Annotated in this window: 13 protein-coding genes; 4 read left to right on the forward strand and 9 right to left on the reverse strand. The window is 40.2% G+C overall.

Features of this window, described 5'->3' with window-relative positions:
* Positions 1-8: 8 nt before the first annotated feature.
* From KPC_RS00080 to KPC_RS00090, 3 genes are all read left to right on the forward strand, one after another.
* Positions 9-872, forward strand: coding sequence for a hypothetical protein (locus KPC_RS00080; RefSeq protein ID WP_121972415.1), 864 nt, complete (start codon positions 9-11; stop codon positions 870-872).
* A 448-nt stretch (positions 873-1,320) separates the two neighbouring features.
* A complete protein-coding gene (gene gltB / locus KPC_RS00085; protein ID WP_171334381.1) occupies positions 1,321-5,796 on the forward strand; it encodes a glutamate synthase large subunit in 4,476 nt (1,491 codons plus the stop codon).
* Between the two features lie 90 nt (positions 5,797-5,886).
* On the forward strand, positions 5,887-7,308 hold the full coding sequence (locus KPC_RS00090) for an FAD-dependent oxidoreductase (protein WP_121972417.1): 1,422 nt from the start codon (positions 5,887-5,889) through the stop codon (positions 7,306-7,308).
* Positions 7,309-7,422: 114 nt separating this feature from the next.
* Here the strand turns inward: KPC_RS00090 and KPC_RS00095 are convergent, their stop codons facing one another.
* From KPC_RS00095 to KPC_RS00135, 9 genes are all read right to left on the reverse strand, one after another.
* The gene (locus KPC_RS00095; RefSeq protein ID WP_121972418.1) at positions 7,423-7,947 is read right to left on the reverse strand and encodes a chorismate mutase; all 525 of its coding nucleotides are present in this window, start codon (positions 7,945-7,947) and stop codon (positions 7,423-7,425) included.
* A 263-nt stretch (positions 7,948-8,210) separates the two neighbouring features.
* Positions 8,211-8,591: a Na+/H+ antiporter subunit G gene (locus tag KPC_RS00100; RefSeq protein WP_121972419.1), complete on the reverse strand. Its 381-nt coding sequence runs from the start codon at positions 8,589-8,591 to the stop codon at positions 8,211-8,213.
* A 9-nt stretch (positions 8,592-8,600) separates the two neighbouring features.
* Positions 8,601-8,876 carry a monovalent cation/H+ antiporter subunit F gene (locus tag KPC_RS00105; protein WP_121972420.1) on the reverse strand — a complete coding sequence of 92 codons (276 nt, stop codon included), beginning with the start codon at positions 8,874-8,876 and terminating at the stop codon, positions 8,601-8,603.
* Positions 8,873-9,397 (reverse strand): Na+/H+ antiporter subunit E, encoded by a 525-nt coding sequence (locus tag KPC_RS00110; protein WP_121972421.1) that lies wholly within the window; start codon positions 9,395-9,397, stop codon positions 8,873-8,875. Before KPC_RS00110 ends, KPC_RS00105 begins: the two co-directional genes overlap by 4 nt.
* Positions 9,398-11,206, reverse strand: coding sequence for a monovalent cation/H+ antiporter subunit D (locus KPC_RS00115; RefSeq protein WP_121972422.1), 1,809 nt, complete (start codon positions 11,204-11,206; stop codon positions 9,398-9,400).
* Positions 11,206-11,571 carry a Na+/H+ antiporter subunit C gene (locus tag KPC_RS00120; RefSeq protein ID WP_121972423.1) on the reverse strand — a complete coding sequence of 122 codons (366 nt, stop codon included), beginning with the start codon at positions 11,569-11,571 and terminating at the stop codon, positions 11,206-11,208. Before KPC_RS00120 ends, KPC_RS00115 begins: the two co-directional genes overlap by 1 nt.
* 3 nt (positions 11,572-11,574) lie before the next feature.
* Positions 11,575-14,412, reverse strand: a complete 2,838-nt coding sequence (locus KPC_RS00125; protein WP_121972424.1) for a monovalent cation/H+ antiporter subunit A — start codon at positions 14,410-14,412, stop codon at positions 11,575-11,577.
* A 390-nt stretch (positions 14,413-14,802) separates the two neighbouring features.
* Complete coding sequence (locus KPC_RS00130) at positions 14,803-16,176, reverse strand: AAA family ATPase (RefSeq protein WP_121972425.1); 1,374 nt, start codon at positions 16,174-16,176, stop codon at positions 14,803-14,805.
* A 27-nt stretch (positions 16,177-16,203) separates the two neighbouring features.
* Entirely contained in the window at positions 16,204-17,697 is a 1,494-nt protein-coding gene (locus KPC_RS00135) for a UvrD-helicase domain-containing protein (RefSeq protein ID WP_121972438.1), read from the reverse strand.
* Between the two features lie 265 nt (positions 17,698-17,962).
* Between KPC_RS00135 and KPC_RS00140 the strand changes: the two genes are divergently transcribed.
* Entirely contained in the window at positions 17,963-19,987 is a 2,025-nt protein-coding gene (locus tag KPC_RS00140; protein WP_121972426.1) for a PhoX family protein, read from the forward strand.
* The last annotated feature ends 35 nt before the right edge of the window (positions 19,988-20,022 follow it).

Consider the following 20,022-nt stretch of genomic DNA (forward strand, 5'->3'; position numbering starts at 1 on the left):
GTAAAATCATGACAGCAACACGTTTAAATTGGCAAAATATTCGACTGTATATTTGGTTGGTTGGCGGGTTGCTGTTTTTAGTTGCAGCAATTATTTTCTGGGCATTAACAGACACTAAAAAACTGGTAGTGAATGAAAATCCAATCGAAGAAACTCAAACTCAGATTCAACCGGAAAAAGTTGCGGCAACATCACATTTAGGTTCGCTGCTGGATGAAGTACGTCCTTTGGAAATGACAACACGTGTAGTTGCATCCGGAAATCATGAGGCTGAATTCCGTGGTACTAAGTTCATTCAGGATAATAAAACAAAATGGACTCTAGAGCTGTTTAGAGCAACAAAAGAAGATGTTGTTAAAGCATTTTTAGCCAAGCAGTTTGATCGAAAGAATTTTATTTATTTTCGTTTAAGTGGTGAAAAGCAAACTGAACAATATGTTCTGGTTTATGGAATTTGGGGTAATGAGGCAGAAGCGAAAAATCAGTCACAGCTATTGGATTTGAATTTGCCGAAATCAGTTCGCCCTCAAGCGCATAAATTTGGTGATTATGCTGAATTAGTGAATGATTTAGGTGCAGATGAGCTTACAAGCGGAAGTAATACGCTTTACGAAGTGCGTTTGAGAAATGCGCCCGTTCCAGCTGTTGATGAAACTATGTTGGCACGCCCTAAACCATCTACGCCAAATACATCTTCTACAACAGAAAATACTGCGACAAAAACAACGATTACTCGAAAAGATTCACAAGGGAATGTTGTGGATGTACAACGCTCACATAGTACAGTGGATTCAAATAAACCGAAAGAAAATGCTGGTTCGGGAAGCACTAAAAAAGGTAGTGAGCAAGAAATTAGTGATCCATTTAACTAAAAAAGTGCCAAAAAAGAGCATTATTTAAGATTGTGATCTGAAACGCACATTTATGGTGCGTTAAATATTTTTTAGTTTATTCGGTGATTTCTTTAGATGTATTTATTTTAAAGATCTTTAATTCATTTCGTGACTGAATAATAAGTTTGGCATATTTTTTGCTTTATTACTGCGCTAATTGAGAGAGTTGTCCCTATTTTAGAGCGTAATGAACCCAATTAGTGTGCGAAGCTGTCATATTTTCCTGCTTTAAAAGAGTGCGCATTTAGTAAAACATTTTTGCAATAAAGAGAATGCAATCTAGGTTATTTTCAGCCTATAGTGTAATTCGCAAAAAATTTTGCTTTGAATGAAGCCGTAAAGTATAAATCGGACGAAATCGCAAAGATTATTTTTGATTTGTTTTCTGCCTGAAAGGGCCATGTTGAAAGAAGGGTACGCTATGCACATGCCATCGCCTAATACTGTAGCTCCCGCTCAAGGTTTATACCAACCGGATGAGTTTAAAGATAACTGTGGTTTCGGTTTGATCGCCCATATGCAGGGTGATGCAAGTCATGATTTAGTCAAGACCGCGATTCATAGTTTAAGCTGCATGACACACCGTGGTGGTATTGCCGCCGATGGTAAGACAGGGGATGGATGTGGATTGTTATTGGCGATGCCAAAACAATTCTTCCGTGACGAAGCAAAAAAACTCAGTGATATTACCTTAAGTGAAATTTTTGCTGTGGGTACGGTATTTTTAAATACTGATCCTGCGCTTGCTGTAAATGCGAAAAATATTCTCAATAAAGAAATTGAAGAAGAAGGGCTGCGCGTACTCGCTTGGCGTGTCATTCCAACAAATAATGATGTTTTAGGTGAAATTGCACTGCAATCTTTGCCTGTATTTGAACAGGTTATTGTGAATTGCCCAATGGGTGTCACTGAGGTTGAATTTAACCGCAAGTTATTTTTGGCACGTCGTCGTGCAGAGCAAAAATTGGCGAATGATCCGGCATTTTATGTGACTACGCTTTGTTCAACAGTGATTAGCTATAAAGGCTTAATGATGCCTGAGGCAATTGCTGATTTTTATACGGATTTAGCTGATCCACGTTTGGAATCACATATTGTTGTGTTCCATCAGCGTTTCTCAACCAATACCTTACCTCGTTGGCCTTTGGCTCAACCGTTTCGTTACCTTGCACATAATGGTGAAATTAATACCATTACAGCAAACCGTAACTGGGCAATGGCTCGTACACCAAAATTTGAAAATCCATTACTTCCAGGCTTAACTGAGCTTACCCCAATTGTTAACCGTACAGGTTCAGACTCTTCAAGCTTGGATAATATGCTTGAAATTCTTGTTGGTGGTGGAATGGATTTGTTCCGTGCATTGCGTATGCTTGTTCCACCTGCCTGGCAAAACGTTGAAACTTTAGATGCTGATCTTCGCGCATTCTATGAGTTTAACTCTAAGCACATGGAAGCCTGGGATGGTCCTGCCGGTTTGGTGATTCAGGATGGTCGTCATGCGATTTGTATGCTGGATCGAAATGGTTTACGTCCTGCACGTTGGGTTATTACTAAAAATGGTTATATCACGCTTGCTTCTGAAATCGGCGTTTGGGGCTATGAGCCAGAAGACGTGGTTTCAAAAGGTCGTGTAGGTCCTGGTCAAATTCTGGTTGTAGATACCTTTACTGGTAAATTGCTAGATACCAAAGATGTCAGCAATCATTTGAAAAAAATGCGACCTTATCGTGAATGGTTACGTGAACGTTCTATTCGTCTGCAAGGCAGTCCAGAGTTAGAAGAATATTTATGTGATCGTGGTTTGAAAGGGGATGATCTGAAAGCCGCTCAGAAAATGTTTATGGTGACATTTGAAGAGCGTGATCAATTGCTTCGTCCAATCGCTGAAAGTGGTCAGGAAGCAGTAGGTTCTATGGGTGATGATACACCTATGGCAGTTTTATCACGTCAAGTTCGCCATGTATCGGATTACTTCCGTCAACAATTTGCTCAGGTGACAAATCCACCGATTGATCCATTGCGTGAGTCTATCGTCATGTCATTGGAAACATGTCTGGGACGTGAACAAAATGTATTTGAACAAGGCCCTGAACATGCTGAGCGTCTGATTATTTCAAGTCCAGTGCTTACCAACTCAAAAATGCATCAGATGCGTACTTTGGGTCGCGATGGTTATGAAGTCATTGATATCGATCTAAACTACCCAGAAGCAGAAGGATACGAAGCAGCAATCGATCGTATCTGTGCAGAGGCAGCTCAGGCTGTTCGTGATGGAAAAACATTAGTTGTACTTTCTGATAAAAAGATCCGTGAAGGTTACTTGCCAGCAAACGCAGCAATGGCAACAGGTGCAGTACACCATTATTTAATCAATGCTGGTTTACGTACTGATGCAAATATTATTGTTGAAACTGGTGTAGCACGTGACCCACATCAGTTTGCCGTGATTTTAGGTTTTGGTGCGACTGCAATATATCCTTACCTTGCCTATGATGTGATTAATGACTTGATTGCAAAGGGTGAGCTACTAGGTGATCCAATCCATGCTCAAGCGAATTTCCGTAAAGGTATTGAGAAAGGCCTGTTAAAAGTACTTTCAAAAATGGGGATTTCAACTGTAGCTTCCTATCGTGGTGGTCAATTGTTTGAAGCAGTTGGTTTATCTGATGAAGTGGTTAATAAATGCTTTACAGGTGTACCAAGCCGTATCAAGGGTGCGACATTTACCGACCTTGAAAATGATTTGAAAAAATTGGCAGAAACAGCGTGGAAGCCACGTAAGCCAATTGATCAGGGCGGAATGCTCAAATTTGTATTCGGTAAGGAATATCATGCATTTAATCCGGATGTAATCAATGCATTACACAAAGCAGTACGTTCTGGTAACTATGCTGACTTTAAGGAATATGCAGAACTGGTGAATCATCGCCCGATTGCGACCATTCGTGATCTATTTAAACTGAAGACTGATAACTCTATTCCTTTGGAAGCTGTCGAATCAGTTGAAGAGATTTTACCGCGTTTCGACTCGGCTGGGATGTCATTAGGTGCGTTATCACCTGAGGCTCATGAGGCAATAGCCATTGCCATGAATACCATTGGTGGTCGTTCGAATTCTGGTGAGGGTGGTGAAGATCCTGCACGTTATGGCACGATCCGTAACTCTAAAATCAAGCAGATTGCATCAGGTCGTTTTGGTGTAACTCCTGCATATTTGACTTCAGCTGAAGTATTGCAAATCAAGGTAGCACAAGGTGCGAAACCAGGTGAGGGTGGTCAGTTACCTGGTGGTAAAGTCAATGGCCTGATTGCACGTTTACGTTATTCTGTGCCAGGCGTGACATTGATTTCTCCACCTCCACATCACGATATCTACTCAATTGAGGATTTATCGCAGTTGATTTTTGACTTAAAACAAGTCAATCCAAAAGCGATGGTATCAGTGAAACTGGTATCTGAACCAGGTGTAGGTACGATTGCCGCTGGTGTAGCAAAAGCTTATGCCGACTTTATTACGATTTCTGGTTATGATGGTGGTACAGCAGCTTCTCCACTTTCATCAATTCACCATGCGGGTTCACCATGGGAATTGGGTCTAAGTGAGGCACACCAGGCACTGCGTGTAAATGATCTACGTGGCAAAGTTCGTGTACAGACAGATGGTGGTTTGAAAACTGGTTTAGACGTTGTTAAAGCGGCTATTTTAGGCGCTGAGAGCTTCGGTTTTGGTTCTACACCAATGATTGCTTTAGGTTGTAAATATCTTCGTATTTGCCACTTAAATAACTGTGCAACTGGTGTTGCAACACAACAAGACCATTTACGTCAAGAGCACTATATTGGCGAACCTGAAATGTTGATTAATTTCTTCCACTTTATTGCAGAAGAAACACGTGAATGGTTGGCAGCACTGGGCGTTGCAAGCTTAAAAGATTTAATTGGTCGTACTGATTTACTTGAAGTTTTACCAGGTGAAACTGAAAAACATGCTCACTTAGACTTAAGTGCATTGCTCGAGTCACATCCAGCTGCAAATGGCAAGGCACAATATTGCCAAGTTCAAGGTAATGCACCATTTGACAAAGGTGTTCTCGCTGAGAAAATGGTGGCTGAAATGCTTCCGGCGATTGAAGCGAATACTGGTGGTGAATATCACTTTAATGTAGTCAACTGTGACCGTTCTATAGGTGCGCGTATTTCTGGTGAAATCGCACGCCGTTATGGCAACTTAAGCATGGAAGATCATCCAGTCAAACTGAATCTGACTGGTACGGCGGGTCAGTCGCTTGGTGTCTGGAACGCAGGTGGTTTACATATCCGACTTGAAGGAGATGCGAACGACTACGTGGGTAAAGGTATGGCTGGTGGCCGTATTTCGATTTTCCCACCAAAAGGTTCACCTTTCCAGACTCAGGAAACTGCGATTATCGGTAACACATGCTTATACGGGGCTACTGGTGGTAAAATCTTTGCTGCTGGTACTGCGGGTGAGCGTTTTGCGGTTCGGAACTCAGGTGCGTTCGCGGTGATTGAGGGTGCAGGTGACCACTGCTGTGAATATATGACAGGCGGTATCGTGACTGTACTTGGTAAGGTTGGCCACAACTTTGGTGCAGGTATGACTGGTGGTTTTGCTTATGTGCTTGACTTGGAAAATGACTTTGTTGATCACTATAACCACGAATTGATTGAATTGAATCGTATTTCTACAGAATCGATGGAAGAACACCAAGAATTCTTGCTTCGTATTCTGGATGAACATATTAAAGAAACAGGTAGTGCTTGGGCGTATAAGATCCGCAACGAGTTTGATTATTACAGCCGTAAATTCTGGCTAGTAAAACCAAAAGCTGCTAATTTGCAGACACTTTTGAAAACAACTCAAGCAGATCCACAATAATTCCACTACTCAAATATACGGCAGGTGTGGATAACTTCTGATTTATACACAGGTGAAAGAAGTTGTCCACATCCACCCACGGAGAGAGACATGGCAGAGCGCCTAAACAATGACTTTCAATTTCTGGATGTAGCACGCCAAGATCCAGAGAAAAAAGATCTAACTGTCCGCAAAGCAGAGTTTGTGGAGATTTATAAACCTTTTACAGCGGAAATTGCGGCAAATCAGACCCATCGCTGTTTAGGTTGTGGTAACCCTTATTGTGAATGGAAATGTCCAGTACATAACTACATTCCTAACTGGTTAAAACTGATCGCTGAAGGACGCATTTTCCAGGCAGCTGAACTTTGCCATCAAACCAACACACTTCCAGAAGTGTGTGGACGTGTATGCCCACAAGACCGCTTATGTGAAGGTGCGTGTACCTTAAATGATGGTTTTGGTGCAGTCACTATTGGTAATGCTGAAAAGTACATCAATGACACAGCTTTTGCTTTAGGCTGGCGTCCAGATATGTCTTCTGTGAAATGGACAGATAAAAAAGTTGCGATTATTGGTGCAGGACCTGCTGGTTTGGGCTGTGCTGACATTTTGGTACGTAATGGCGTTAAACCAGTTGTATTTGATAAACGCCCTGAAATTGGTGGTCTTTTGACTTTCGGTATTCCAGAATTCAAAATGGAAAAAGATGTAATGAAACGCCGCCGTGAGATTTTCACAGGTATGGGGGTAGAGTTTCGTCTAAATACTGAAATTGGTACGGATGTAACTATAGATCAACTTCTTGCAGATTATGATGCTGTATTTATGGGTATGGGCACATACACATATATGAAAGGCGGGTTTGCAGGTGAAGATCTTGATGGTGTTTATGATGCACTTGATTTCCTGATTGCCAATGTAAATCGTTGTCAGGGCTGGGAAAAAGATCCATCAGAATACATTAGTGTTGAAGGCAAAAAAGTGATCGTTCTGGGTGGTGGTGACACAGCGATGGACTGTAACCGTACTTCTATCCGTCAGGGTGCCGAGTCTGTAACTTGTGCATATCGTCGTGATGAAGAAAACATGCCAGGTTCACGTCGTGAAGTTAAAAATGCGCGTGAAGAAGGTGTCGAGTTTCAGTTTAACCGTCAACCTGTTGAAATCGTAGGTGAAAATGGCAAGGTAACAGGTGTTAAAGTTGTGACAACACAGCTCGGCGAACCTGATAGCCGTGGTCGTCGTAGCCCTGAGCCAATTCCAGGTTCAGAGGAGATCTTACCTGCTGATGCAGTACTTTTAGCATTTGGTTTCCGTACTAGCCCGGCTGACTGGTTTGCAGGTGTGAATATCAGTCTTGATGGTTCTGGGCGTGTGGTTGCACCAGAACAGCAACAATATAAATTCCAGACTTCTAACCCGAAAATTTTTGCGGGTGGCGATATGGTGCGTGGCTCTGACTTGGTTGTGACAGCAATCTGGGAAGGTCGTCAAGCAGCAGAAGGTATTTTGGATTACCTTGACGTTTGATAGGAAGAGAACGTTAAAAATTCCAAAGACCCATTTCCAAAACCCGCAGTAATGCGGGTTTTTTATATGGATTAATTATTTTGAATATCAACTAAAAGAAGTAAAAATAGTACCTTATCTTAAATGAATTTGTTTTAGGGTACTAAGCAAGCGGGACTTGTCAGCTGAGCTCAGGTTTTTTTGATTTAAGCGATGTTTATATTTTTCAGAAGCAAAATGATCTAAGTTGCCTTGACGATAAAGTTCATTGGCAATACTGTCTACAATATCTGAAGATAATTGTGATATTTCGGAGCGTACCGAATTTAAATCTTTCGGTTGCCAATTTGTCTCAGGTTCTGCCAGCCAATCGGCGCGATAACGGTATTGTATGGCTTTCGCAGCATCCATTTGAGCAATAATAAAAGGCTGAATAGATGATGAGTCAATACCTTTTTGTGCGGCTTGATTCAGGGTCGCCTGTAAAACTTTGTCTTCCTGTGCTAAATCCTCAATGGCTTGATAATGAATAGCTTTACTACCAGCAACATCTTTCATTAAACCTAGTCGTGCATTGATTAGGTCGATTAGATTGTAAGTAGTCGCTTGAACACATAGTGAACAGCACAGGCAAATCACAAAAATAATGGATTTCAACATAATATATTCCGAATATGATAAGTGTTAATAGAATGTCGTAAGCTTTTAGATAGATTCTTTAATTTTCATTTATGAGAATTTTAACGTTATTATTGAAAGTTTTTTATTATGATATCACGATGATTTTGTAATAGCTCAATTTATTGGATACATCAGAATAGCTAAAGGTGAAATCTTATAAATGTATTTAATTCAAAATCATATGATCATTAGTAAGTATAAAATCTGATGTATCTTGGATACTTACTAATGATGGTTAATGATCAGATTTCATCATTAAATTGTTTGATTTTACGTTGTCGTTGCCAGGGTAAAGGTCGATCCAGTGTCTCTGGAACTTCTCCACTCATTGAACGTAAACGTAAGTGAATGGCTGCTTGGGCAATGAGATTGGCTGATACTGGTGCAGTGATAAATGAAAGCAGGGTAATGAGTAGTTCAGCAAAGCCAAATCGCCCATAATAGGCTGAGTAAATCATTGCTGCGATCAGAAAACTACCTAAGCCAAGTGTACTTGATTTGGTTGGTGCATGTAGACGCATGAATAAATCGGGAAGGCGTACCATTCCGATACCACCGACCAAAATAAAAAATGCACCGATCAAGAGAAAAATAGAAACGAATATTTCCATTGCTAACTGCATATTGTCCTCCTAATCAATGACATGCCCGGTTGTAAAATAACGGGCCAGAGCTGCTGTGGACAGAAAGCCCAGCATGGCAACCAATAAGGCACCTTCAAATAATGCGGTAGTTACCCAATAAATACCCAAGATAACCATAAGACAAATTGCATTTAAAAACAGGGTATCCAGTGCAAGCAACCGATCTACGATGGATGGACCAATGACCAGCCTGATCAAACATAAAAACATGGATATAGTGACTGCGACCAGGCAGATACCCAGAGCATAAGGCAGAATTGTCATGCATCTTCTCCTTGTTTTACATTAAAAATTTCAAGTAAGGGCTGTTCATAACGGCGCTTGATTTCGATAATTTCTGCATCAGTGTTATCTGTACTCAGGGCATGTACCAAGATATCTCCTCGTTCCTGATCTATACCCGCACTGACTGTTCCTGGGGTAGTCGTGATGATCATCGCCAATAAAGTGTTGACATGTTCGTGTTCTGAATCAAGTGGAACACGAAACCATTGTGGATGCAGATTTTTAATAGGACCTAGTACCTGCTTGGCAACACGGATATTAGAAATGATAATGTCCCAAAGAACGACAAAGAATAATTTCAGTGCCAGTCTCCATTTGATATGAGGTGTACCGACCAGAAATGGTTCAATTATTTTGGGAATACCAATTCCTAAAATAATAGCCACTAAAATATCAAACAGATCAGCACTATGTCCCAGCATTAACCAGCATGCAGCCACCACAACTGAAACAAATGGAAGCGGTAATAATCGCTGAAAAAAAGATTTCTTTTCTTTCATTTAGTGCTCCATTGGCTTGAGTGTTGAATCATCTGGAATATTTTCCTGATGTTCATTCTGGTGATGTATCTGCTCTTGTTTGTATTGTGAGATATGTTCACCCTGATAAGTATCAGGTGTAATCAGATATGGAATATAGTGTGCGTTTTCGTCCTTGGTTTCACCACCATATTTGGTTTCTGGTAGATAGGTTGGGTCGAATGGCAGTACACTAATTACATTTCCATGTTCATCCTTTTTCAATAATACATGTTCATATGCTGCATTATCTTGGATTTGTTGTGACGTTTGCTCAATATATTTCAGGATAGGGTTTGCACATATGACATATAAAACAAGCCCTGTTAGTAAAGCATATATCGCCCAGTCATTGCGCATTGGGGCATGATTCGGTATTGCCTGATAAGCCACATATTCACCCTCATCTGAAAGATCTTCGGGTCTGGTAGCACGCCAAAATAGAATGAAGCCAACGCGGGTAAAAGCAATAATACTGAGTAGACTAACGATCAGTACTGTACCGATAATCCAGGCCTGAAATGGGAAATCACTACTCGCTTGTAAAATAAGGACTTTACCCCAAAAACCGCTAAATGGTGGTAGACCGGCCATCATTAATGCAATAACAAAAAAAGTTATTGAAACAACTTTTTCCTGCTTCATCTTTGGTGCAGTTTTAAGGTGGTCTTTAAATTTTCCACGTTGTGATGTAATCCAGCCGCATAATAAATAAAATGCAGCAGCCACGATTGTACTATGCACCAGATAAAACAAACCTGCTGTCCACGCTTCTGTATTGAGCATGGAAAAAGCGATCAGGATTGTACCGACGGAAGATAAAATCATAAAGCCGACAAAACGGCGTAGACGGTCAGCAGCGATAGCAGCAATAGCACCGTAAAGAGAGGTGATTAAACCGATAGGTAACAACCATGCCATGAGCGACATTTGAGCTAAAGCGTCATCAAATACTGTGCCATTTACACGTAAAATTGCGTATAAGCCAACTTTGGTCATGATAGTAAAAAAAGCTGCAACAGGAGTTGCCGCTACAGCATAGGTTTTTGGTAGCCAGAAACCAACAGGTAACATGGCAGCTTTTATTCCAAAAACAACGAATAGTAGTAAGCTACCGGCAACTGCAAGTTTATGCTGATCAGGTTGTAATGCAGGTAAAAGACGTGCAACATCCGCCATATTCAAGCTGCCAACACTGCCATATATCATGCCCAGCCCAATCAGGAATAGGGCAGAGGCAAGTAAATTGATTGCAACATAATGAAAACCCATTTGAAAACGGGCTTTCCCTTGTCCATGTAATAACAGGACATAAGATGCCATCAATAAGATTTCAAAAAATACGAATAAATTGAATAAGTCGCCTGTTAAAAATGCTCCGCATAGCCCCATTAACAGAAAGTGGAACATGGCATGGAAGTAGCGACCGCGTTCATCAAAATCAGAACTTGCAAACCACAAAACTGGTGTTGCAAGTGTATAGGTGAGCACAAGCATCAAGGCTGAAAGGCGGTCCAGAACCAGTACAATTCCAAAAGGAGCCGACCATTCACTTAAGTTGTAAACTGTAATCTGACCTGTATTGGCATGGATCAAATAACTAATAGCAGTTGCCAGTCCTAACAGCACCGAAACAAAGCTGATTCCTCTTCGCCATGGTTGTCGCCAATCATGCGATAAATATCCGGAACCTGGATTTCCAAGCAAAATCAGAATAAATGCAGTAAATGCAGGGATTAAAATACTGATGATCGGAGTGTGAGTATGCCAGAAATTGAGAAAATCATTCATTATGGCGTATCCTCACGTGGGTCTATTTCCTCTGGTTTTTCTTTCGAGTCCACATGATCGGTACCTGACTCATAACGGCTGCGCAAAGCAAGTTGTACCACAAATGCTGTGGTGGCAAATCCGATAACAATTGCGGTTAGAACCAGTGCCTGAGGGAGTGGATCGGTTACTTTGGTGGCTTCAGTGAGAACAGCAGGAGAACTGACCTGAACACGGCCCATTGCAAATAAAAATAGATTTACCGCGTAACCGATCATGGCTAAGCCAAGAACAACAGCAAAGGTACGTGCACGTAAGATAAGGTAAATACCTGATGCAACCAGTAATCCGATGGATGATGCTAGTAAAAATTCTAAACTGATCATGACTTACTCCTTCGGAACTGGACCAGACATGCCTGAGTGTCTAGAGTCACCCAAAACAGAAATTAGTAACATGGCAGAGCCAACAACTGTGATATAGACCCCCAAGTCAAAACCAGCGGCAGAAGCGAGGTGCATTTTTCCAAACAGCGCTGGTTCTACGTAAATATGGGCACTGGTTAAGAATGGACGTCCCCAGAACCATGCAGCAATGCCTGTCAGACCTGCGATAACCAGACCCGAGCCAATCCAGACTTCATACAGTCGACCTGACTTGGCACGTAAAATCTTCTCTGCCTGATCTTGGCCGAGTGCGACATATTGAATGATTAGTGCTGATGAAGTGATTAGACCTGCTACAAAACCGCCACCAGGATAGTTATGCCCCCGTAGGAATATATATAGGCTGATGACCAAGGCAACAGGTAAAATCCACGATGCGGTCATACGGAACATGAGTGGTGAAGGATTAAAACGGTAGGTCAGACCTTGGGTAATTGTTGTTCCATGAGCACGCATGCCATCCATGAGACAAAGTGCACCAATGGCAGCGATGCCTAGAACAGCGATTTCACCAAAGGTATCGAATCCACGGAAATCAACCAGAATGACGTTCACTACATTTGATCCGCCACCAAGTGGTAAAGCCTGCTGAACGAAGAACCATGAAATTGAATTATGATCTCTGGTTAAAATCAGCCAGGTAATCCAGCCGATACTAACGCCACCTAGAATCGCGATCACAGCATCACGGTAACGATGAGACTTTTTAGATTCATAAGGTGTTAATTGAGGGAGGAGTGACAGGCTCATCAAAAGTAAAACTGTTGTCACAACATCTACGGTAATTTGTGTCAGTGCCAGGTCTGGTGCTGAAAATGAAACAAAAACCATAGTGACAACAAGTCCAATTGCACCACTGATGAGAACAGCCTTGATACGTTCATGATGGAACCAGAGCATCATCCAGCATGAACAGAATAAAATCAGCCATAAAACAATAGCAGTGATAGGTGCACTGGTGAGTTCTTTTGTACCCGTTCCAAGACCTTGATTAACTAATGGTGTTGCAACAATTGCAATACTGAACAGAATGATGAGGAATAAATAGCTTTGTAATGAGCCTGTTTCTGTTCTTTGTTTAATCTTTCGGGAAATCTGAAGCAGGTTTTTTAGAAAGTCCTCAAATAAAATTCTGCCCTGAAGCTTACCGAGCATAGGATCTAAGTCAATTTCACGAATCTTTCCACCTTTTGCCAGGGCGAAATAGAAAACAACCCCACCCAGCAAGGCTATGGCACTCATCAGTAAAGGTAGATTAAATCCATGCCAGATAGCTAAATGGACACCTTCAAAACTGCCCAACTGTGTACTTGACCGTGTTCCGGCATTAACGATATTTTCAACAAAAAATGCAGGAAGAATACCAACCAGAATACATAAAGTTGCGAGTAGGATTGCTGGAGCGCGCATTCCAAGAGGTGGTTCGTGCGCATCCTTGTTTGGTACATTTTTACCAATATCACCATCAAAAAATACGCCGTGAACTAAACGTACCGAATAAGCAACAGCAAAAAGCCCTGCCAAGGTGGCGACAACAGCAGCAAAGATAACGCTCATACCTGATAGATTTGCCAACAGTTCAGTAAAGAACATTTCTTTCGATAAGAAACCATTGGTTAGCGGAACACCTGCCATAGCGGCAGCTGTAATCATGGTCAATGTTCCTGTAAATGGTAACAATTGCCAGATCCCACTCAATTTTCTCAAATCTCTGGTTTGTGTTTCATGATCAATAATTCCCGCGATCATGAATAATGCGGCCTTGAATGTTGCATGATTGATGATATGGAATATAGCCGCTGCAACAGCTAGAGGAGAATCTATACCAAGTAAAGCAATAATGAGTCCCAGATGGCTAATGGTAGAGTAGGCAAGTAAACCTTTTAAATCCTCTTTAAATATGGCAAAAAAAGCGGCCATACATAAAGTCAATAAACCAATACTGGTGACAACATTATGGTAAAGCGCAGAACCTGCAAAAATTGGCAACAGGCGGGCCAGCAAGAAGATTCCTGCCTTAACCATGGTTGCTGAATGTAGATAGGCCGAAACCGGTGTTGGTGCTGCCATTGCATTGGGTAACCAGAAGTGAAATGGAAACTGAGCACTCTTGGTAAATGCGCCAAGTAAAATCAATAACAGAATAGGAACGAACAGATTGCTATTTTGAATGGTATCGCCCATTCCTAAAATCTGGTCGATTTGATATGTTCCAGTCACCTGACCCAGTAAAATAAATCCACCGAGCATGGCAAGCCCACCTAGCCCAGTAATGGTCAATGCCATACGTGAGCCACGCTGAGCAGCTTCATAATTGCTCCAGTAACCTACAAGTAAAAAGGAGGAAATACTGGTAAGCTCCCAGAAAACAAGCAAAATGATTAAATTATTGGATAGAGATATACCGAGCATTGCTGCCATGAATAACATGAGCAAGGTATAAAGTTTACTTAATGAATTTTTAGGGCTGAGGTAATAGTAGGCATAGATATAAATTAAGGTGCCTATGCCTGTAATAAGTAAGGAGAAAATAAGTCCTAATGCATCTAGACGAAAACTTAAATTAATACCAACTTGAGGCAACCAATGCCAGCTCTCTTCAATAGCTATACCATTGAAGACATTTTTAGCCTGAGTCAGTAACAAGCTGAAACTCGTTAAACTGACTCCAATTGCCCCTAATGCCGTAAGCCTGCGTGAAAAGTTTTTCAGCCACGAGACTAGGATTGTGCCAAGTATTAACGGTAACAATATAATAATCGGTAGCACACTCGTATCCAATGTATGAATAGGTCGAAACCTAAGTGAATCTTTTTTCCTAAATTACAGGATTACAAAATTGCAATCCAAATTACTCAATTTAGGAAACTGAAAATTGAAAGTAAACGAAAAAACCAAGTTGTGTTGCGCAACTTGCAATGCATATTGCAGAAAATTAGATTGTAAAATCTAATAGAGATTTCATCTTATTACATGAATAAAATAACATCAAATTTTTTTTACGCACACAGCACTATTTTACGCCTCAATGTTGATATTAACAGACATATTGGTCAAATAGATTGCACATTTATGTTGTAAAAAAAACTATTTTTAATAGAAATAAACTTAATTTCAGGAAATAATTCGTTTTAATTTACATGAAATAGAAAGTAAATTATTCAACATGATTTAAGTCAAATGTTCATGAGAAGAAGTATCGTCACCATTTTGTAATAACTGACGCAAAAGTTGTTGTTGCTCATCATTTAAATTTTGGATTTGATGAAACATTTGCTCAACTGCTGATAACTGGGTATCTGGTTCTTGCAGTATTTCTGTATTTTCCAGTTCCATACCTTGCATAAGGTGGTTGTATATTTCATCAAAATTCAATGTTTCCGGCTGTAAATGGATAGTGCTCAGGTTTTTATTTTCCAGTCTGAGACATTGGTAGTGTTCTGCATTTTCCAAAAGCTCTGAACGATTACCTGTTGCAATAATTTGTACTTGAGGGAATGCTTGATTCAAGCGAGCTAAGATCATTTGTGACATTTCTGAATCTAAATAAGCATCGATATGATCAATTAATAAAATACCATCCCCCTCCAGACATGGGTATAGACTGAGTGGATTAAGTATACATAAACGGCGTACAACATCTCCAATCAATGCAACCCAACTCTTTAAAGTGTTTGAAAGTTGCTGATACATGATATTGCTATTTTTATAGCAAACCATCAGTTGTAATTTAGGCTGGTATTCAAGGTATATATCAGTGATTTCTGGGAATACCGTATTCAGTGCAGTTTTCAATGCTTTTAAACTTGGTGCATGTAATTGAGCATGCGCCTGAAATAGTGTGCTATGTAGGTCAATTCCCGATAGATCCTCAGATTCTTGATGTTGGGAACTTACAAGATGCTGAAAAAGCTGAGCTGTCTGAGCATTCTCGATATCACTTACTTCTCTAAACCATTCAAAAAAGCGAGCATAAGTGGTAAAAGGAATAGCAACGACTTCATATGCAGCATGTACCTGAAATAGGCCAGGATTATTTTTACTCAGCAGGTTGGTTTCATTTACAAACCGTTCCGAAGGATAATAAGCAATCATTGGAAGACCTTGTAGAGGGTCATGTTTTATTGCCTGCTGGTATAAATGAATCAATTGTTCCAGTTGAGTTGTTTCAACCTTGCTTAATCCCATTCCCTGTGTATTGAGCGTTTTATACAGTTTCCATGAACAGCTGGATACATCCTGGTCACGGTTATCACTATTTTCGGGGAGTTGTCCAATTTCTGCTGGAAACTTGACTGTTAGCACTATTTTGGATTGGATTGCATTATCACGGATATCCTGATCGAGCATGACGACACCAGCGGTACGCATATCTTTTAGCCGTGCTGAATACCAGGTTAAAGCCTGATAGATATTTTTTATAATTGCAGTTTTCCCAGCCGCCTGATGACCTAAAATAAGGGTCACAGGTTTACTTAAGTCAAATTCGACCTTTAAATTAGAAAAATGAAAGGTTTGAGACAAATGTATTGATTTAATTTTCATACAACACCAGTGTTTGCAGTTGTAGTTTTATGCTGAAACTTTATTTTTGATTGGTTTTTTGACTTTGAGTTGTTGAATCAAGTCATAGATATGGTGAATATTTAAGCTTACTTTAGCACGAGTACAGGCAACGTATAATAATCGTAACTCTTCATCAGTAATTTTATGTTCTAAACCATTTATTTTAAATTGATAGTCATCTTCTAAATGAACACGGTCCCATTCTAGTCCTTTGGCTTTATGCGCTGTTGAAATCACATAATCTGCTTGATCAATTGGTGTGATTTTGGCAAGTGCCTTTTTGAGTGGGTCAGTTCCATGATCATCAACCAGTTTGACTAGTGGTTTAATATCACTGCCATCATTGGTTTCACAGTATTCATGTACATCATGCCAGGAATTAAACCATGCCAACTCTGGAACGTCAGTGACACGTTTACCTTGTTTAAGCAGACTCGCAGCATCGACAAAACGGTTCAATTTAACATGATCCGCTTGTAGACTGACTTTATCTCCCTGTACTAGACCAGAAAGTAATAATTCCATGGCACGGGCATTGGTACGACATAAAATGGCATCACGCATTTTTGTATGTGGTTTGTTGACTACACTGGATTTCATGTCAGGATTGCCCATGAGAGGAACATTTTCATCTAGAGCACCAAGTAGATAATTGGCAACATCGGCAATAGCATCACCAAAACGGAATGAAGTGGTTAAACGTGACTCTGGTAGAGGCATTTGTTGCATGGCATTGATTGCACCACGCCATGCATAGATTTGTTGATGAGCATCACCAACATAGATGACCTGGGTACTTCGCTGTTTAAGCAAAATTCCCAACATGAGTGGGTCAGCATCTTGGGCTTCATCAAATAAAACATAATCTGCTGGAATAAAGGGGTCTGATAGTGCCCATAGCTTTAAGTAAATATCATGTCCAATACCCGCTTGATGATTGGGGTCGATGGATTCAAGCCAGCGTCTTTCTACTGCCCGATATAGATGATTTTGCAAAGATTCGACATCATCTGGATGTAACCAGCTTGGTGCTTGAATATGACGAGGGGCAGGGTACGCTGAGCTGGTAGAACAAAAATAACTAACTGCGTTTGCTACTAGACTTGCCAAACGGCTTGGCATCAGGACATATTTCTCATAACGCCCCCCCATCATCCGCCTGAGAGTAATCGGTTCTAAACGGTATTCTTTAGCAATAAAGCTCGGGCTTAAGCGTGGAAGACGTAATTTGTCAGTTACTCCACGTGGAACGCTACGAAAAGCCAGTGAGTGGAAAGTTCGACAGTCTACATTTCGATGAAATTTATTTTGTGCTTCTGAGGCGATGGCTTTATTAAATGCCAGATACATACCACGCCGATGGGGCATAGCATCACTGATTAACTGTAAAGTTGTGGTTTTACCTGTGCCCGCATAGGCAATCACCTTAAATGATTCACCCTTTTGTGCTTGTGCAATAGCAAAACTTTGTTCTGTAGTTGGTGTGAAAGAATTGGGCACAGTATAAAAAAATCTAAAAATAAAAGTTAATTTTGAGGAAATGAGTATAGCAAAAATATAATCGAAGCGGGGTTTTAAATCATGTACCCCTAATCCCGTATAAAAATAGTAAATCACAATTTTTTATCTTGATGATATTGCTGATTTTGTCTTCGCTGTTAAGTTTTTGTCTTTAAACTGACCTAAAAGTGTAACTTAAATGTCATGCGTGCTTTCTAGAATCTGCGGAGTAAATTTCTAAATACAAAGCAAATGGACAATTCTTATGACGAATTCAGCCAACCAACATACACGCCGTGAAGTTATAAAATGGTTAGCCAGTATTCCTTTTTTACCACTTGGGGCTATGGCAACATCAGCAGCTTTAGTCGGTTGCAATGATGATAAGGATATTGTTGTTACTCCGCCAATTAAACCTGCAAAACTAAAATCAGCGACATTTACATCAATGAATGCTCCGAAGAATGGTGAATGGGCTGCCATTGCAACTACAACAGTGACATCTAAGCTGAATGTAACTTGGGAGGATGGTTCGACTACTCCGTATACATTAGGTTATAAAACCTTTTTTCAAACCGGTAAATCAGTTGACAAACTGGGTGGTGGAAAAATTATTGCGGGTGGCTATTATGATATTCAAAACAACCCGATTATGGATAATTCTTTGCCATCGAATGTTCGTCAATTTTTTTCTGATTGCCCAGATGGAAGCTCTTTGATTAGCTTTAAACAAGCAACAGGTAAAGATTTCACAGATGCAGATAAAAAAGCATTGGGGGTAACAGGAAATCCAGTTTTTCATGTGGTTCAATTTGAATATACAACCCGTGACCAAGGTGGTAACGATATGTATGGAAAATTACCATCTCCAATTGCAATTTTGGCACTGGATCAAGATCCTAAAACAGGTCATTTAGAGCTCAGAAGATACCACAACGTTGATATGTCTAAAGTACATGGCTTATGGATTACATGCGGAGCAAGTCTTTCACCATGGGGAACTCATTTATCTAGTGAAGAATATGAGCCAGATGCATTTGGTCAAGGTATTGGTACTGATTTAGCTACTCTCAAAGCTTATAGTAAAAATTTATATGGAAATGAAAATGAAGCAAATCCGTATAATTATGGTCATTTACCTGAAATTATCGTGAATGCAGATGGTACTGGTACAGCGAAAAAGCATTATTGTCTAGGTCGTATTTCACATGAATTAATTCAGGTTATGCCTGATAATCGCACAGCGATCATGGGGGATGACTATACTAATGGTGCATTCTTTATGTTTGTTGCTGATAAAGAAAAAGATCTTTCAGCAGGAACATTATATGCTGCAAAATATACGACAACGTTAGCTGAAACTACTACTGGTAAAATCCAATGGATCAGGCTTGGTCATGCAACTAGCCAGGAAATCGATAGCTTAGTTAATAATAAAAAGATCAAGCCCGAAGATATTATGGAAAGTTTAACGACTGATCCACAAGATGCCAGTTATACTAAAGTTATTTTAAGTAAAAAAACTCTTTGGTTAAAAGTAAAGCCTGGAATGGAAACAGCAGCAGCTTTCCTAGAAACGCATCGTTATGCTGCACTTAAAGGTGCAAGTATGGCATTTACTAAAATGGAAGGTACGACTGTCAATATCAAAGATAAGGTGGCGTATTCAGCTTTAGCTAATATTCAGGATTCAATGGTGAAAGATAATGCTGCTTGGAATGCGGCTGCCAATGTTACATTTGCAAAGAAAATTTCAGCAGGTGGGATCATGGCACATGATCTAGACAAAGGACAAAGCGATTCAACAGGCACATTAATTAACAGTGAATGGGTTCCACATCAAAGCCATATGCTATTAATTGGTAAAGATATTAAGGTTAATGAAGATCCATTAGATATTGGAAATACCTCGGATCCAAACAATATTGCCAGCGCCGATAACTTAAAATTCTCAGAAACATTACGTACATTATTTATTGGTGAAGATAGTGGTAACCATGTCAATAATTACTTGTGGGCTTATAACGTTGACTCTGGAGCATTAGATCGTATTTTATCTTGTCCAGCTGCTGCAGAATCAACAGGTTTGCATGCTGTGGACTCAATCAATGGCTGGACTTATATCATGAGTAATTTCCAGCATGCAGGTGACTGGAATGATTTACACGTCAAAGTAAAAGATCAAGTCAAAGATTTTATTGATAAAGAATATAATTATCGTTTTGGTGCAGCAGTGGGTTATATCACCGCTGATCCTATTGCACCATCAATTGAAAAGAAATCTTCTTAGAGTTTTTAAGAGATAAAAAATCCCCTGATTAATCA

It is taken from the genome of Acinetobacter stercoris, from assembly GCF_900323515.1.
Classification (GTDB): Bacteria; Pseudomonadota; Gammaproteobacteria; order Pseudomonadales; family Moraxellaceae; genus Acinetobacter; species Acinetobacter stercoris.

Coding starts and splice junctions, on each gene's coding strand:
- KPC_RS00080 (WP_121972415.1), top strand. CDS start 9: ATGACAGCAACACGTTTAAATTGGCAAAATATTCGACTGTATATTTGG.
- gltB (WP_171334381.1), top strand. CDS start 1,321: ATGCCATCGCCTAATACTGTAGCTCCCGCTCAAGGTTTATACCAACCG.
- KPC_RS00090 (WP_121972417.1), top strand. CDS start 5,887: ATGGCAGAGCGCCTAAACAATGACTTTCAATTTCTGGATGTAGCACGC.
- KPC_RS00095 (WP_121972418.1), bottom strand. CDS start 7,947: ATGTTGAAATCCATTATTTTTGTGATTTGCCTGTGCTGTTCACTATGT.
- KPC_RS00100 (WP_121972419.1), bottom strand. CDS start 8,591: ATGCAGTTAGCAATGGAAATATTCGTTTCTATTTTTCTCTTGATCGGT.
- KPC_RS00105 (WP_121972420.1), bottom strand. CDS start 8,876: ATGACAATTCTGCCTTATGCTCTGGGTATCTGCCTGGTCGCAGTCACT.
- KPC_RS00110 (WP_121972421.1), bottom strand. CDS start 9,397: ATGAAAGAAAAGAAATCTTTTTTTCAGCGATTATTACCGCTTCCATTT.
- KPC_RS00115 (WP_121972422.1), bottom strand. CDS start 11,206: ATGAATGATTTTCTCAATTTCTGGCATACTCACACTCCGATCATCAGT.
- KPC_RS00120 (WP_121972423.1), bottom strand. CDS start 11,571: ATGATCAGTTTAGAATTTTTACTAGCATCATCCATCGGATTACTGGTT.
- KPC_RS00130 (WP_121972425.1), bottom strand. CDS start 16,176: ATGAAAATTAAATCAATACATTTGTCTCAAACCTTTCATTTTTCTAAT.
- KPC_RS00140 (WP_121972426.1), top strand. CDS start 17,963: ATGACGAATTCAGCCAACCAACATACACGCCGTGAAGTTATAAAATGG.